This is a genomic window from Amycolatopsis sp. CA-230715 (assembly GCF_018736145.1).
GTDB lineage: Bacteria > Actinomycetota > Actinomycetes > Mycobacteriales > Pseudonocardiaceae > Amycolatopsis.
The window spans coordinates 3,996,344-4,011,825 of record NZ_CP059997.1 but is presented as its reverse complement, the minus strand read 5'-3'; the positions used below and the strand labels follow the sequence as shown (position 1 = coordinate 4,011,825).

Here is a 15,482-nt window from a genome sequence, read left to right as displayed (position 1 = left end):
AATAACCACTCGCTATCCGCAGGAGCATCCTTCGGCGTGTGTGAAGCGCGGCTCAGATGCCCAGGCGGTGCAGCAGCTGGGTTTCCAGCTGGTCCAGTTCGCCGGAGACGGCCCGGTGCGCGGCCTTGCGCCGGGTTCCGGGCATCCGTTCCGCCGCGCGGACGGTCGCCGCGAGCTGTTCCAGCGTGGCCCGGCCCGCGGCGGCGAACTTCCGGTCCTCATCGCTCGCCTTGCCGGACTCGTGGAGGTCGATGAAGCCTTCGGACAGCCCGGCGATCCTGGCGTGCAGCCCGGCGCCGCGCCCGCTGTACTCGCCGAGCTGGTCGACGCCGATGCCGAGCTTGCGCGCCTGGTAGCGGTCGTACGCCTCGCGTGCCGCGCCTGCCGCGCGCACCGCGAAGGGCGCGATCACCGGGATCACCGCGGGCCCGACGACCTTCGCGACGGCGATCGCGTTGCGCGCCTTCTTCGGCGTGAAGCGGCTGTCCTCGCGCTCGGCCGTCACCACGAGGTCGCTGCCCGTTTCACCCTTTTTATGTGCTTTCTTCACAGCTTTGATGGCATCCTTCTTCGCCTGCTTCACGGCTTTCTTCTCATCCTTGCCGGCGGCCTTCGCTGCCTTCTTCGCCGCCTTGGAGTCGGCCATGTGCTGGATCGCCTCCACCGTCTCGCCGGCCAGTCCGCCGAGCGAGCGCTCGTCGGAAGAGTCGTTGCGCGTCATCGGCTGCACCTTTCGAAAGCGTCGGTGACGAACTTACTGGTGTGCACCCCCGTGGGCATGTCGGCGGGTGGCATGAAACCCGGCGAGACCTAGAGTGATCCTCATGGGTGCGGAGGTGCTGCTGGATGCCGGTGCGGTGAGTCGGTGCCGTCGGCGGGTGCACCTCGAACACGACCCCGGTATGCGGGACGTGCCGCTGCCACCGCCTGACCCCGCATCGGAGCAGCGTATCGCCGATGCGGCGGCGCACCGGCTCGCCATCCGGCAACGGCTCGTGGACGCTTCGCCCGCCGACGCGACCTGGGTGACGGTCCCGCGCGACCTGCCCGCCCAGGAACGGGCGCGGGCCACCGAACAGGCACTGGCCGACGGCGTGCCGTTCATCTGGGGCGCGCTCCTGCCGGTCGACGCCGAAGGGCACCGGCGCGGCGGCGTGGAGCTGCTGGTGCGTTCCGACGGCGGCTACGTGCCGGTGCTCGTGGTGCGGCACCGGATCACCGATCGCGGCGCGGGCGCGCCGACGACGGTGATGACCGATCTCGACCCGCACCACGCGGTCGCCGACCCGGTGCGGAAGGTGCGTTCGCAGCCGAGGGACCAGCTGCGGCTCGCGCATCTGCGCCGGATGCTGGAAACCACCGGCCACGCGCCGCGCGAACGCGCGTACGGCGGCGTGATCGGGCTCGACGCGGACGTCGTCGTGTGGCACGACCTCGCCGCGGCGACCTGGCCGGGTGGCCGCACCGCGCTCGACGAGTACGACGCGCGCTTCGCCGACCGGCTCGCCATCGCGAACGCGGCGGCCGCCGGTGACGAGGCCTTGGCCGAACCGTCCAGGGTGCTGGAGTGCAAGCGGTGCCCGTACTGGCCGACGTGCCAGGAGAAGCTCACCGAGACCAGGGACGTGAGCCTGGTGGTGCGCGGCGAGGACGCCATGGAACTGCGCAGGCTCGGAGTGTCCACTGTGGACGCACTGGCGGTGCGGAACCCGGCCGAGGAGCCGCCGATCACGTGGACCGGCGGGTCGTACGCGGACGCCGTGGTGCTCGCCCGCGCGTGGCTGGCGGATTTGACCATGGTGCGCAAGGTGGAACGCGTCGAGGTGGCGCGCGCCGACGTCGAGGTGGACGTCGACATGGAGAGCTTCGGCGATTCGGGCGCCTACCTGTGGGGATGCCTGCTCTCCGGCGCCGACATCGGGCTCGAACAGGGCTACCACGCGTTCGCGACCTGGGAACCGCTGCCGACGACGGACGAGGCGCGCTCGTTCGCCGAGTTCTGGACCTGGTTCGGCGAAGTGCGGGCGCGGACCGAAGCGGCGGGGCTGACCTTCCGCGCCTACTGCTACAACGAACTCGCCGAGAACCGCTGGCTCTACGGCTCCGCCGAACGCTTCCGCGAATACCCCGGCATTCCGGCGAAGGCCGAGATCCGGTCCTTTGTGGAGTCCGACGAGTGGGTCGACCTGTTCCGGGTCGTCGCCGACCAGTTCCTGTGCTCCCACGGGAAGGGGCTCAAGGTCGTCGCCCCCGCAGCAGGGTTCACCTGGCGCGACCCGGAGGCTGGCGGCGAGGCGTCGATGCGCTGGTACCGCGACGCGGTCGGCATGGACGGCGAGGCGCCCGACGCGGTCCAGCGCGAGCGCCTGCTGCGCTACAACGAGGACGACGTGCTGGCCACGCGCGCGCTGCGGGTGTGGATGACGGAACGCGCGATGACCGAAGTGCCGTTCATGGGCGACATCTGATCGCGCGTCCCGCCGTGGGGCTTACTTGGGGGCCATCCGCAGCGATCCGTCGAGGCGGATCGTCTCGCCGTTGAGGTAGTCGTGCTCGACGATGTTCACCGCGAGCTGGGCGTACTCGTCGGGACGGCCGAGCCGCTTCGGGAACGGCACGCCCGCCGCGAGGCTCGCGCGGAATTCGTCGCTGACGGTCGCGAGCATCGGGGTGTCGATGATGCCGGGCGCGATCGTGGTGACGCGGATGCCGTGCGAGGCGAGGTCGCGCGCGGCGGGCAGGGTGAGCCCGGCTACGCCGCCCTTGGACGCGGCGTAGGCGATCTGGCCGATCTGCCCGTCGAACGCCGCGATGGAGGCGGTGTTGATGATGACGCCCCTGGCGTCGTCCTCCAGGGGTTCGGTCTTCGCGATCGCTTCGGCGGCGACGGTGAGGACGTTGAAGGTGCCGATCAGGTTGATCTGCACGACCTTGGCGAACAGGTCGAGATCGTGCGGGCCCTTGCGGGAGAGCACGCGTGCGGACGGCCCGATCCCGGCGCAGTTGACCACGATCCGCAGCGGCGCGCCCGAGCCGGACGCCTGCTCGACGGCGGCGCGGACCTGCTCGTGGCTCGTCACGTCGGCTTCGACGTAGGTGACGCCGTCGACCTGCTCGGCCTTCTCGATCGACGGTGCGAGGTCGAGCGCGAACACCTTGGCGCCCTTGGCCGCCAGCGCCTTCGCGGTGGCTCCGCCGAGGCCGGAAGCCCCACCGGTGACGATCGCCGCGGTATCCCTGATCTGCATGTTCTCCCGTTCCTTCCTGATCGGCGTGCCGCCGTCGCCGATGTAGGTTAACGCTCGTTCGCATCACTTGGCGGTGTTGCCTTGGTTACCCGTCGCGAGGAGTACGCGGGCCCGTCGGTCTCCGTTAGCGAGGAGGTCAACTCCGGCTGCGACCTTGCTTGACATGAGCTCAGCTCGAATCGTGGTGGTAGGGACCGGATACGTCGGACTGACCACGGGGGCCTGCCTCGCCAGCCTTTCGCACCAGGTCACCTGCGTCGACGTGGACGAAGCGAAGGTCGCGAGGCTGTCGGCCGGACGGGTGGACATCCTCGAACCGGGTTTGTCGGAGCTGGTCGCCAGAGGGCTGACGTCCGGGCGGCTCGCGTTCACCACCGACGCCAGGCGCGCGGTCGCCGACGCGGAGGGCGTGTTCCTGTGCGTGCCGACGCCGATGGGCGCGGGCGGCGCGGCGGACCTGCGTGCCGTCGAGGCGGTGACGGCCCAGATCGGTGACGTGCTGCCGCCCGGCTGCGCGCTGATCACGAAGTCGACGGTGCCGGTGGGCACCGCGCGGCGCATCGCCGACCTGATCGGCAGGCACGACATCCCGGTGGTGTCCAACCCGGAGTTCCTCCGCGAGGGCACCGCGGTGTCGGACTTCCTCGGCCCGGACCGGATCGTGGTCGGCTCCGACGACGAGCCTGCCGCGCGCTGGGTCGCCGACCTCTACGCGGGGCTTTCCGCGCCCGCGGTGATCTCCGACGCGGCGAGCGCGGAGCTGGTGAAGTACGCGGCGAACTGCTTCCTCGCGATGAAGCTGTCCTACGTCAACGCGATCGCCGAACTGTGCGAGCGGCTCGGCGCGGACATCACCTCGGTGACCGAGGGCATGGGCTACGACCGGCGGATCGGCCGCTCGTTCCTGAAGCCCGGCCCCGGCTGGGGCGGTTCGTGCCTGCCGAAGGACACGCACGCGCTGCTGCGGATCGCGGAATCGGTGCGCTACGACTTCGGGATGCTCGGCGCGGCGATCGACGAGAACATCGCGCAGCGGGACCGGATCGTCGCGAAGATCGCGGGCGCGGTGGGCGGCACGCTCGCCGGTGCCAGGATCGGCGTGCTCGGGCTGGCGTTCAAGGCGGGCACGAACGATCTGCGCGACTCGCCCGCGCTTTCGGTTTCCTCGGTGCTTTCCGCGCTGGGCGCCGAACTCACCGCGTACGACCCCGCGGTCGGCGGCGAGATTCCCGGGATGACCGTGGTCGACGACCCGTACCAGGTGGCGAAGGGCGCCGACGCGATCGTGGTGCTCACCGAGTGGGCCGAGTTCCGGCGCCTCGACTGGGCGTACGTGTCCGAGCTGATGCACGGCGACGCGGTGGTCGACACCAGGAACCTGCTGGAACCGCGCGTGGTGCTGGACGCCGGTCTCTCATGGCAGGGCGTCGGCCGACCGCGGGCCCGCGAACGCGTTTCGGCTTAGGGACAGGGGAACCGGTCGCCAAGTGCAGTTAGCGGGCTAAACGTCGTCGCGGAAAGGAAGGCGCCCTCCCCTGGCAGGGAGGGCGCCGTCCACTGTGGACTAAAGGCCCGCGGTCTGGAGCAGGCCGTTGTAGGTGGCAGGCGGGACGCCGGTGATGACGTTCTTCGACGAGTTGGTCTGCAGCCAGGTCGTCAGCGTCGCCTCCGAAGTGTCGCCCTTCGCGCTCTTGTAGAGCGCCGCCACGCCGACGACGTGCGGGGTGGCCATCGAGGTGCCGCTGATCGACTTCGTGCTGTTGTTGAGCCACGTCGACTTGATGTTCACGCCGGGCGCGTAGATCTCGACGTCCCTGCCGTAGTTGGTGAACGACGCGGACGCGTCCTTGATGTCCGAGGCGGCGACCGTGAACACGCCGGGGGCGCTGGCCGGCGAAACGTTGGACGCGTTCTGGCTTTCATTACCCGCGGCGACCGCGAGGAACACGCCGGACTGCGCGAGCTTCGTCGCGGCCGAGTTCACGCTGGAGTTCTTGGCACCGCCGAGCGACATGTTCGCGACCGCGGGCTTCACCGCGTTCTTCGCCACCCAGTCCATGCCCTCGATCACGTCGGCGTTGGTGCCGGATCCGCCGCAGCCCAGCACCCGCACCCCGAAGAGCTTGGTGCTCTTCGCGACGCCGTAGGTGTTGCTGCCGATGGTGCCCGCGACGTGCGTGCCGTGGCCGTTGCAGTCGATGCCGTTGCCGCCGGTGGCGTCGTAGCCGACCTTCGCGCGCCCGCCGAACTCCGGGTGTGTGGGCAGGATTCCGGTGTCGATGATGTAGGCGTTCACCCCGCTGCCGGTGCTCGTGGTGACGTAGGAGTTGTTGAGCGGCAGCTTGGGCTGGTCGATCCGGTCCTGGCCCCATGAACCGACCGCGTCGACCTTGACGCGCGCGTTCTGCTCGACGGCGGCGACCCCGCCTCTGGCACGCACCTGCTGGAGCTTCGCGGCGTCCAGCGTGGCGGAGAAACCGTTCAGCACGGTTTCGTAGACGTGGGTGGGGGTCACGCCGAGCGCGTGCGCGACCCGCGCCGCGTCCTCACCCGGTTTGACTTCGACGATGTATTCGCCCGCGACACCGTCCGCGGACGCGGCCGTGAAGGGGGCGAGCGACGGCGCGGCCTGAGCCGAGCCGATGGTGAGTGTGGTGCAGGCGGCGACGGCGAGCACGCCGGCGCTGATCGACGACTTTCGCACGAGTGTCCTCCTCGAGCCAGCCGGAATTTTCCGGTTTGTCGGTCCACCGTTGACTGGCGGGTAACGGAGAACAATCCGTAGCCAGTACCTATGTTTGGCATCGGCCAATACATAGGGGTATTGGGCGTGTGCGCAGCGTAGGTCCTAGGCGGTGGGCCGGTACGCGACGCGCAGCGGCTCGAAGCGGTGCGGAATGAGGTGCACGAGCGCCTCGCCGCACACACAGGTCGAGTAGACGACGATGCCCTCGGATGTGGTGTGGCGGGAGACTTCGGTGAACGGGCGGTCCGCGGGGAGCGCGCACGACGGGCAGGTGGCCATGCCTCGACGATGGCAGCCCGCCGCCGTCGGCGACAGCGGTGATTCCCGATGCTCCGGGTAAGCGGAACCGATGGCGCGGTTCGTAGGATCGGCTCGTGCTCGACGTGAGAAGGCTTCTGCTGCTGCGCGATCTTTCCGTACTGGGCACGATCGCCGCGGTGGCGAAGGCGCGGTCCTTCAGCACGGCCGCGGTGTCCCAGCAACTGTCCACTTTGGAACGCGAGGCGAAGGCGCAGCTGCTCGACCGCACCACGAACCGCGTCGTGCTGACACCGGCAGGGGAGGCGCTCGTCGCGCACGCGGAGCGGCTGGCCGTCGAACTCGACGAGATCGAAGCCGCCCTCGCGCGCGATCGGGACGAGCCGAGCGGCACGCTGCGGCTCGCCGTGTTCCCCAGCGCGGCGCGCGCGGTGGTGCCGGACGCGCTGGCGAAGATGAGCGTGCGGTACCCGGGGATCGAGATCCAGCTCACCGAGGAACTGCCCGCGTCGAGCGTGCCGCGCCTGCGCGCGGGCGAGTTCGACGTCGTGCTGCTGCACTCCTACGACCTGCTGCCCGCCACCGGGTCCGCCGGGGTGCGGCAGGTGCTCGTGCACACCGAGCCGATGTGGCTGGTGCGCCCGTCCGGCGCCGAGGACGCGGATCCGCGCGACGTCGACTGGGTCTCGGACCAGCCGGGCAGCGAGTGCCGCGAAGTGCTCGTCCGGTGGTGCGCCGCGGCGGGGTTCGCCCCGCGGATCAGGCACCAGGTGAGCGATTTCGCGGTCGCGCTGAGCCTGGTCGCCGCGGGCGGCGGCCACGCGCTGATCCCGCGCCTCGGCGTGCCCGCGCTCTCGGACGGGGTGGTCGCCGGGCCGGTGCCGGGACCCGCGCTCGGCAGGCGGATCTTCGCCGCGCACCGGGACGGCAGCGGACGGCACCCGCTGGTGGAAGCGGCCGTCGAGGTGTTCACCGAGGTGTTCGCCGAACTGGGGTGAGGTCAGTACCGCCCGGTCCACCAGTCCGGTGAACCGGGTTCGGGCCCGTGGGTCGCCGCGAGCACCGGGCCGTCGATCCTGGCGACCACGGCCGATGGGGCGGTCACAGCAGGGGTACGGGCACCGGTCTTGAGCGCGCGGGTCGGTGGAGCCGTGCCAGCGACGGCTCGCCAGCTCGGCGGCTTCGCGTTTCCACCGGCGCGTACGGCCGCGGGACGCCTACGCGGCATCGCTCCTGGAAGAACTCGTTACCCGGTCATTCTGGCATCGCGGTGAAGGCTTCGACGACCGCGAGGCTGTCTTCGTACACGTGGTACTGGGTGACGAGCCCGTCTTCGACGGCGAGGTGGAGTGCGAACGCCGTGGTGAAGCGCTTGCCGGTGTCCTTGACGACCTGGGAGCTGGTCCCGGTCACCACGGCGCACCGGCCGTCGACGAAGGTGCCTTCGACTCGGACCCGTGCTTCCGTCGGGACGCAGTGCCCGCCGAGGGCGCGGAAGTGTTCCGCGACATCGGCGCGGGTGGATCGCGGCCGGATCCACGGCACCGCGGGGTGGTGCTCGACGGGCCAGCTCACGCGCCAGTCGACGACCGGCGCGTACAGCTCCGCGATCCGATCCGGGTCGCCTTCCGCGATGCGGCGCAGCAACTCCGCCACCACCGCGTGCGTCTCCGGCTGCGGGACGGTGAACTGGTGGTCCTCCACGATCAGGCCGTCCTCGCCGAGTTTGACGAAGATCGACCCGGTCCAGGCGATTCCCCCGCCGGTGGCGGGGAGCATGTGGGTGGTGAACCGGATCGCGTCGTGGTGGCCGAGCGCGTCGCCTGCGTAGCGGAAGACGAAACCGTCCTCGCGCACCAGGCTTTCGTGCGCTTCGGCGATCCTGCCTTCGATGGCCTGGTGGCCTCGGTAGGTCGCGGTCTCGGTGATTTCGGTGCCGTCCGCCGCCCACAACGCGGCGACGGTTTCCTTCCGCACTACCGGATCGGGCTCGTTCCACACCGAGACGTAGCGGTCTGCCAGGTGGTCCATGTCGAGGTTCATGCGCGGAGGCTAAGCCCGCTCCACTGACACGGAATGTCAGTGGAGCGGGCGGAAAACTATTCGGCGGGCTGCTGCCAGAGCCAGAACTCGATGCCCTGGTTGTCCGTGCAGTCGGCGCTGAGGCCGTACGGCATGGTCTCGACCTCACCGGCCTGCCCGCCCTGCTCGGTGACGCGGGCGAGCGCGGTTTCGAGATCGTCGACGGCGAACATCACCTTGAAGCCGGCCTGGCGGCCGGGCCCGCCCCACAGCCCGCCTTCGAGGCCGTGCCCTTCGATGCCCCAGCCGCCTTCGACGAAACCGGGCTTGAACCGCCAGCCGAGCACCGCGCCGTAGAACGCCTTCGCGGGCTCGGCTTCGGGGACCTGGAAGGTGAAGTACCCGGCCTGTCCGTGCGGGACCGCGGGTTCGGCGGGTTCGGACCGCTCCGCCTGCGCGACGAGCCAGCGCTGGCCGTACGGATCCTTGATCGTGCCGTGCTTGCCGTAGCCGCGGTCCTCGGCCGGGCGGATCTCCTCCGCGCCGAGTTCGACGGCCTTCGCCATCGCAGTGTCCACATCGGACACCTGGACGTGCACGACCGCGCCGCCCTCGGGGGCCACCACGTGCCCCATCTCCGGGAACGGCTCGGCGAGCATGAGCACGCTGTCGCCGATGCCGACCTCGGCGTGCCCGATGCGGCCGTCGTCCATGACGACCGGGTCGTCGCGGCGGACGGCGGCGAACACGTCGACGTAGAAGTCGATCGCGCGCCGCGCGTCGGTCACCACGATGTAGGGCGTCAGCGAGTGTGCCTCGGCTCGCGCGGGTGCTTCGGTGCTGGTCATTTCTCCTCCGTTCAGTACCGCGCGCCGCAGCTCTTCGCGCAGCGTGGCGGCGAAATCGGGATCGGGGTCGACGGCTCGTGCCGTGTCGCGGAGGGCGTCGAAAGGATCAGTCATTCCGAGCCCTCCTTCTGGTCGTGTTCGCGGCGGAACGCCGCTTTCGCCCGCACCAGCAGCGCCTCGGTGGCGTGCACGGTGCGGTCCAGCAGGTGCGCGACGTCCCGCACGGCGAGCCCGTCCAGGTAGCGCAGGGTCAGCGCGGCCCGGTGGTGCGGGCCGAGGCGCGCGAGCGTGTCCCGCGCCTGGATCGCGTCGATCTCTTCTTCCCAGGGATCGACGGCCTCCGGCTCGTGCTGCTTGACCAGCCGCAGGTTCCGTTCCTCGCGTTCGCGCCGCCGCCAGTGGTCGACGAGCTTGTGCCGCGCCACCCCGATCAGCCACGGCACGCTGACCGGGGGCGCGCCGGACTTCCGGCAGGCGCGGACGGCGCCGAGGAACGTCTCGGACGTCAGTTCCTCCGCGAGGGTCGTGTTCCCGCAGCGGGACAGCAGGTAGCCGTAGACCTCCGGCAGCGCGCTCTCGTACAGCCCGAGCAGCGCGAACGCCGGGTCCCGTTGCACCCGCGGTTCCGTCACACCCCCATCGTCGTCCGGGGCGTGCGCTTTCCGACGGGTGCGACGCGGAATTTTTCGGGCACGATGGGGTCATGATCGAGACGGTGCGCCGCCGGTTCGACCGGCACGAGTGGGTGCCGGTGACGGTGGGGAAGTCCGGTGCCGGGGTGTGGCGGCTCGACGGGAGCCCGCCGCTCTACGCCAAGGCCGCGCCGCGATCCGAGCACCCGGACGCCGGTTTCGACGTGGCGGGCGAAGCCGACCGGCTCGACTGGCTCGGCGCGCACGGCATCCCGGCGGCCCACGTGGTCGACACCGGGGAGAAGGACGGGGTCGCGTGGCTGGTGTCCACGGCGGTACCGGGCCGCACCGCCGCCGAGGACTGGGCCAGCGGGGAGCGCGAAGCCGTGGTGGACGCCGTCGCCGATTTCACGCGCGTGCTGCACGCCTTGCCGGTGGCGGACTGCCCGTTCGACCGGAGCCTCGCGGTGACCGTGCCGCACGCCAGGTACGCCGCCGAAAACGGTCTCGTCGATCTCGAAGACCTCGACGACGAACGGTCCGGCTGGTCCGCCGCGCGACTCGTGACCGAACTCGACGGCGCACTACCCGGCGTGGAGGAGTCGGTGGTCTGCCACGGCGACCTGTGCCTGCCGAACGTGCTGCTCGACCCGTCGACGTTCGAGGTCACCGGCCTGATCGACGTGGGACGCCTCGGGGTTGCCGACCGGTACGCCGACCTCGCGCTGATCACCAGGAGCCTGCGGGCGGGAGACCTCAACCCGCAGTTCGGCGCGCGTTTCGCGGACCGGTTCCTCGCGCGCTACGGCGAAGTCCCCGTCGATACGACGCGCCTCGATTTCTACCGCCTGCTGGACGAATTCTTCTAAGCCGCGCGAAAGCGAGGGGTGGATTTGTGTCGTCTAGCGCCCCGAAGGCCACCTTCGGGGCATCAGCGCAGCCCCCGCGAACTAGTCTACGGGGCGGGGACCGGGCGCGTAGTGCGGAGCTTCCCGTGTGACGCCACGATGCCGAGGATCACGAGTGCGGCGCCCACCGGCTGGTTCCAGGTCAGCGGTTCGCCCAGCACGGTCACCCCGAGCGCCACCCCGACGACCGGCGACAGGTACGTCACCGCCGACGCGTTCGCGGCGCCCCATGCCCGGACCACGTTCACGTTCAGCAGGTAGGCGAGCCCCGTGCCGACGGCGCCCAGCGCGAGCATGCTCAGCACGATCGGGAGGTCGACGCGCGGTGGCGTCGAGGCGACCCAAGGCGTGGCGATGAGCATGATCGCGGCGGCGATCGTCACCTGGCCGAACGCGACGCTCACCGCGGGCAGCCCGAGCGGCGCCACGAACCGTCGCAAGTAGACGAACGAGCAGCCGTAGCAGAACGTGGCGCCGAGGCAGGCGAGCTGGGCGAGCAGGTCGTGGCCGAAGTCGATGCCAGCCCACGGCCCGATGATCACCACCACGCCGACGAAGCCGAGCACCAGCCCGAGCACGCGGTCGCGGGTGAGCCGTTCCGAGGCCAGCGCCACCGCGCCGATCGCCATGGTGAGCAACGGCGTGGTGGCGTTGAAGATGCTGGCGAGCCCGGAGGAGATGCGGGTTTCCGCCCACGCGAACAGCAGGAACGGGACCACGCACAACAGCAGCGCGACCACGGTGAGGTGGCCCCACACGCGCGGTTCGCGGGGCACGGCCTGGCGGGTGACGAGCATGATCGCGGCGAGCGCGAGCGACCCGAACACCAGCCTCGCCCACACCACCTGGCCGGGGGGCAGCCCGCCGAGCCCGATCTTGATGAACAGGAAGCTCGATCCCCACGCGGCGGCGACCACCGCGAACTGACCCACGACGCCGGCACGCATGATCGCCATTCCACCCGCCGCGCCCCGGCGAACGCCAGCGATTATCGGACACCTAACTCCTACTGGAAGAAGGCGTTCATCCCGTCGACGTCCGAGAGGTACGTCTCGATCGCACTGATCCGCCCGTCCCGCAGCGTGCACACCGTCGCCAGGTGCTCGTCGAGGATCAGGTCGCCGCGTGCCGCCGTGTTGTGCAGCGAAAGGGCCACGTTTTCCTTGCTCACCAAGATGTTCCGCAGTGCGAAGTGGACTCCGTAGCTCGCGATGAGCCGCGCCCGCTCCACCACGGCGTCGGCGCCGGAGACGTGCCCGGAGACGAGGTTGTCGCCAGGCAGGGTCCAGGTCGCGTCGTCGGTGAGCAGGTCGCGGATCGCGGCCCAGTCGCCTTTGGACAGTGCGGCGTGGAACCGCCTGCCCACCATCAGGTTCGCGTCGGGGAGTACGGGGTGGAGTACGAGGTTCATGAGAACTCCTTTCAATCCCAACAAAAAATCAGTCGCGCGGATCCGGGAGCCGGGGTGCCATCACCGACACGATCACGGTCAGCACCGCCTGCACGGCGAGCACGAGCACGAACGCGTCGCGGAGGCCGAGCGAGTCCGGTGCGCTGAGCGAGGCGAAGAGGCTGCCGAGCGTGGCGACGCCGAGCGCGAGGAACGTCTGCTGCGTGGTGGTGAGCACGCCGCTGCCGACACCGGCGCGGTCCGACGGCACGCGCGAGAGCACGATCCGGAACAGCGTCGTCATCGCCAGCCCCTGCCCGATGCCGAGCAGCAGCATGCCGGGCGCGAGTTCGAGCGGGGTCAGGTCGGGCCACGCGAGCAGCGAGGTCCCGGCGAGCACCACGATGCCGAGGAGCTGGACGACCGCGCCGACGAGCACGACGCGCTGCCCGAACCGGGCCACCAGCCTGCTGCTCATCAGCGAGATCGAGAAGAACCCGATCGCCATCGGCGTCAGCGCGAGCCCGGATCCGAGCGGCCCGAGGCGCAGGCCGTCCTGCAACGTCATCGCGTAGACGAACATGAAGCCACCGAAGCCGGTGAAGAACGGCGCCGCGAGCGCGAGACCGCGCCGCATGCTGGGCATCCGCATCACCGACGGCGGCAGCAGCGGCACGCCGCCCGCCCGTTCGAGGTTCCGCTCGACGCGGACGAACGCGGCCATCGCGAACGGGAAGATCCCCAGCAGCACCCAGCACCAGACGGGCCAGCCGAGCGCGCGGCCCTCCATCATCGGCACCAGCAGCGTCAGCAGGGAAACCCCGAGCAGCACGGTGCCCCAGCGGTCGACGCCCATCGGGTTCACCGAGCGCGTCTCGGGCACGTGGCGCCGGGCGAGTACCAGCCCGATGATCCCGATCGGCACGTTGACCAGGAAGATCGGCCGCCACGACGTGCCCGCGATGTTCGCCGCGACGAGCGCGCCGCCGAGGAGCTGGCCGACGACGGTGGAGACGCCGCCGGTGGCGCCGTAGAGGCCGAGCGCCCGTGACCGGCGCTCGCCGGAGGTCGTCGCCTGGATGGTGGAGAGCACCTGCGGCAGCATCAGCGCCGCCGACGCGCCTTGAGCGGCGCGCGCGATCACGAGCGTTTCGGCGGTCGGGGCGATCCCGCAGGCCAGCGAGGTGAGCGTGAACGCGCCGAGGCCGAGCATGAACAGCTTGCGCCGTCCGAACGCGTCGCCGAGCCGCCCGCCGACCACCAGCAGCAGCGCGTACGCGATGCCGTACGCGGCGACGACGAGTTCGAGCGTCGCGGTCGAGGCGTTCAGGTCGGTATGGATCGTCGGCAGCGCGACGTTGATGATGAAGAAGTCGATGACGGGAAGGGCTGCCCCCAGCAGCACGGTGATCAGACCGGCGGAGGTCAGTCCCGGAGCGGCCGCCGCGGGGGCCCCGGTGGTCTGCGGGGTCGTCTGCGGCGCGAGTACGGACTGAGTCATGGGTACTACGATCCAGCCGAAGTTAAACTGGTACCAGGAGTCTGCTTATCCAGGTATCGGGACTACCTGGTAACAGGTTCGTGGGTGTGTCACAGTGGTTGCATGACCACCGCCGTACGGGTACCGGACACCCGGCAAGCGCACGGAGGCGACGAGGTGCGCCGACGCGAGCTGGCCGCCTTCCTGCGCAGCCGCCGCGAGCGCATCACCCCGGACCAGGTCGGCCTGCCGCCTGCCGGGCGCCGCCGCACGCCTGGCCTGCGCCGCGAGGAGGTCGCGCAGCTCGCCGGTGTCGGGGTCACCTGGTACACCTGGCTCGAACAGGGCCGGGACATCAACGCCTCCGAGCAGGTGCTCGAAGCGATCTGCCGCACGCTGCGGCTCGACCCGTACGAGAAGGTCCACCTCTTCACGCTCGCCGGCGCGACGGCGCCCGCGGTGAAGAAGGAGTGCAGCGTCGTCACGCCCGCGGTGGAGGCCATGCTGCGCCAGCTCGAACCGTTCCCCGCGGTGGTCAAGAACGCGCGGTGCGACATCCTCGCCTACAACCGCACCTACAACTGGCTGATGGGCGACATCGACGCGCTCCCGTTCGAAGAGCGCAACACGCTGCTGCAGTGCGTGACGAACCCCGAATGGCGCCGCAGGCTGCCGGACTGGGAGACGAACCTGCCGCGCGCGGTCGCCGGGTTCCGCGCGGCGATGGCCGGGCACGTCGCGGAGCCAGCGTGGAAGAACCTGGTCAAGCGGCTGCGCGCGGAGTCGGAGCATTTCGAACAGCTCTGGAACCAGCACGACGTCACCTCGGCGCGCGTGATGACGAAGCGCTTCCTCGATCCCGAGGTCGGCCTGATGAAGTTCGACTTCGCGTACCTGAACTTCGGCAAGGGCTCCGAGATCACCATGGCCACCTACACCCCGGCCGACGACGAAACGCGCGCGAAGCTGCCCGTCTTTCCCTCCTGAGGGGGAGCGCGTCCCGCCCGCGGCGGGAGCCGCCCCGGCCCGAACGCGACGACGCTGAGGGGCATGACCACCGAAGCGCTCCTCCGCCCGCAATCGCCGACCCGCGCGCCGATCGCCACCGCCCGGATCGTCGCCTGCTACGCGACGCTGTTCGGCGCCCTGCCCTACCTGGTGCTCAAGGTTTCCTGGCTCACCGGCGGCACCATCGGACTCCGCGACGCGTCCTTTTTGGACTCCACGGTGATGACCGTCGGCAACGCGTTCACCGCGGGGATGGACGCCGTCGCGATCCTGCTGGCGTTCGCCTTCACGTACTCGTGGGGCAAGCGGCTCCCGGCGCCGCTGGTGCTCTTCCCGAGCTGGGTCGGCACCGGGTTCCTCGCGCCGATCGCGCTCGGTATCCCGTTCTTCGTCCCCGATCTCGCCGCGCCCGGCGCGGATCTGCCGTTGCGGGGCTGGGTGTGGGCCGTGGTCTACGGCGGGTTCGCCTGGCAGGGGATCGCCCTGCTGACCGCGTTCACGCTGTACGCGAAGGAACGCTGGGGGCACCTGCTCGACGGCGTGCGGGTCCCCGTGAGCGCGGGTGCTGTCGTGGCGATTGGGACCGGGGTCGTGCACGTGGCCTGGGCGCTCGGGGCCAGGTTCTGGGGCGGTGACGCGGCGTCGCTGTCTCAGGCCGCGATGAACGCGGTGCGGGGTCTACTCGCGCTGGCCGCCGTCGTCGCCGTGGTGCTGGCACGCGGGTGGACGGCGGCGGTGCTCGTCTGGACGGCCGCCGCGGCGATGTTCTCGTGGGCGTTCTGGGACCTGTTCGTCACGATCGGCACCCGAGCCCAGGTTTCGGTGCCGCACTTGATCTTCGCGGTGGTGCAGCTCCTCGGCGGCGCGGCACTCGCGGTGACCCTCGTGCGCGCCGTACCTCGGAGGACGTAGCCAAAGCGTCGCTTGCGAGCGGACGCGTCG

Annotated in this window: 16 protein-coding genes; 6 read left to right on the top strand and 10 right to left on the bottom strand. The window is 70.4% G+C overall.

Annotated features, from left to right (window positions below; translation table 11 throughout):
* Positions 1-52: 52 nt before the first annotated feature.
* Positions 53-646: a DUF6474 family protein gene (locus HUW46_RS18975; protein WP_254126624.1), complete on the bottom strand. Its 594-nt coding sequence runs from the start codon at positions 644-646 to the stop codon at positions 53-55.
* Between the two features lie 178 nt (positions 647-824).
* On the opposite strand from HUW46_RS18975, the gene HUW46_RS18970 reads away from it, so the two are divergent.
* Positions 825-2,468 carry a TM0106 family RecB-like putative nuclease gene (locus HUW46_RS18970; protein WP_215548541.1) on the top strand — a complete coding sequence of 548 codons (1,644 nt, stop codon included), beginning with the start codon at positions 825-827 and terminating at the stop codon, positions 2,466-2,468.
* A 21-nt stretch (positions 2,469-2,489) separates the two neighbouring features.
* Here HUW46_RS18970 and HUW46_RS18965 read toward each other — a convergent pair whose 3' ends face one another.
* Complete coding sequence (locus HUW46_RS18965) at positions 2,490-3,248, bottom strand: SDR family NAD(P)-dependent oxidoreductase (protein ID WP_215548540.1); 759 nt, start codon at positions 3,246-3,248, stop codon at positions 2,490-2,492.
* A gap of 163 nt (positions 3,249-3,411) precedes the next feature.
* Here HUW46_RS18965 and HUW46_RS18960 point away from each other — a divergent pair, with 163 nt between their 5' ends.
* Positions 3,412-4,713, top strand: coding sequence for a UDP-glucose dehydrogenase family protein (locus tag HUW46_RS18960; protein ID WP_215548539.1), 1,302 nt, complete (start codon positions 3,412-3,414; stop codon positions 4,711-4,713).
* A gap of 99 nt (positions 4,714-4,812) precedes the next feature.
* On the opposite strand, the gene HUW46_RS18955 is transcribed toward HUW46_RS18960, so the two are convergent.
* Positions 4,813-5,952, bottom strand: a complete 1,140-nt coding sequence (locus tag HUW46_RS18955; protein ID WP_215548538.1) for a S8 family peptidase — start codon at positions 5,950-5,952, stop codon at positions 4,813-4,815.
* 144 nt (positions 5,953-6,096) lie between these two features.
* On the bottom strand, positions 6,097-6,273 hold the full coding sequence (locus tag HUW46_RS18950; RefSeq protein ID WP_215548537.1) for a hypothetical protein: 177 nt from the start codon (positions 6,271-6,273) through the stop codon (positions 6,097-6,099).
* 95 nt (positions 6,274-6,368) lie between these two features.
* Between HUW46_RS18950 and HUW46_RS18945 the strand changes: the two genes are divergently transcribed.
* Complete coding sequence (locus HUW46_RS18945) at positions 6,369-7,250, top strand: LysR substrate-binding domain-containing protein (protein ID WP_215548536.1); 882 nt, start codon at positions 6,369-6,371, stop codon at positions 7,248-7,250.
* A gap of 256 nt (positions 7,251-7,506) precedes the next feature.
* On the opposite strand, the gene HUW46_RS18940 is transcribed toward HUW46_RS18945, so the two are convergent.
* Genes HUW46_RS18940 through HUW46_RS18930 form a run of 3 tightly spaced genes read right to left on the bottom strand, consistent with a single transcriptional unit; the run spans position 7,507 to position 9,754 of the window.
* Complete coding sequence (locus HUW46_RS18940) at positions 7,507-8,295, bottom strand: nuclear transport factor 2 family protein (RefSeq protein ID WP_254126317.1); 789 nt, start codon at positions 8,293-8,295, stop codon at positions 7,507-7,509.
* A gap of 56 nt (positions 8,296-8,351) precedes the next feature.
* Complete coding sequence (locus tag HUW46_RS18935) at positions 8,352-9,236, bottom strand: VOC family protein (protein WP_215548535.1); 885 nt, start codon at positions 9,234-9,236, stop codon at positions 8,352-8,354.
* Positions 9,233-9,754, bottom strand: coding sequence for an RNA polymerase sigma factor (locus tag HUW46_RS18930; protein WP_215548534.1), 522 nt, complete (start codon positions 9,752-9,754; stop codon positions 9,233-9,235). The genes HUW46_RS18935 and HUW46_RS18930 overlap by 4 nt, the downstream gene beginning before the upstream one ends.
* 71 nt (positions 9,755-9,825) lie before the next feature.
* On the opposite strand from HUW46_RS18930, the gene HUW46_RS18925 reads away from it, so the two are divergent.
* Positions 9,826-10,623, top strand: coding sequence for an APH(3') family aminoglycoside O-phosphotransferase (locus HUW46_RS18925; RefSeq protein ID WP_215548533.1), 798 nt, complete (start codon positions 9,826-9,828; stop codon positions 10,621-10,623).
* Between the two features lie 86 nt (positions 10,624-10,709).
* Here the strand turns inward: HUW46_RS18925 and HUW46_RS18920 are convergent, their stop codons facing one another.
* The 3 genes from HUW46_RS18920 to HUW46_RS18910 are packed head-to-tail and all read right to left on the bottom strand — an operon-like array spanning position 10,710 to position 13,553.
* On the bottom strand, positions 10,710-11,618 hold the full coding sequence (locus tag HUW46_RS18920) for a DMT family transporter (RefSeq protein WP_442860946.1): 909 nt from the start codon (positions 11,616-11,618) through the stop codon (positions 10,710-10,712).
* A 50-nt stretch (positions 11,619-11,668) separates the two neighbouring features.
* The gene (locus HUW46_RS18915; protein ID WP_254126315.1) at positions 11,669-12,073 is read right to left on the bottom strand and encodes a nuclear transport factor 2 family protein; all 405 of its coding nucleotides are present in this window, start codon (positions 12,071-12,073) and stop codon (positions 11,669-11,671) included.
* Positions 12,074-12,101: 28 nt separating this feature from the next.
* Positions 12,102-13,553, bottom strand: a complete 1,452-nt coding sequence (locus tag HUW46_RS18910; RefSeq protein WP_215548531.1) for an MFS transporter — start codon at positions 13,551-13,553, stop codon at positions 12,102-12,104.
* Between the two features lie 102 nt (positions 13,554-13,655).
* On the opposite strand from HUW46_RS18910, the gene HUW46_RS18905 reads away from it, so the two are divergent.
* The gene (locus HUW46_RS18905; RefSeq protein WP_215548530.1) at positions 13,656-14,519 is read left to right on the top strand and encodes a helix-turn-helix transcriptional regulator; all 864 of its coding nucleotides are present in this window, start codon (positions 13,656-13,658) and stop codon (positions 14,517-14,519) included.
* 63 nt (positions 14,520-14,582) lie between these two features.
* Positions 14,583-15,452, top strand: a complete 870-nt coding sequence (locus tag HUW46_RS18900) for a hypothetical protein (RefSeq protein ID WP_215548529.1) — start codon at positions 14,583-14,585, stop codon at positions 15,450-15,452.
* Positions 15,453-15,482 lie beyond the last annotated feature (30 nt).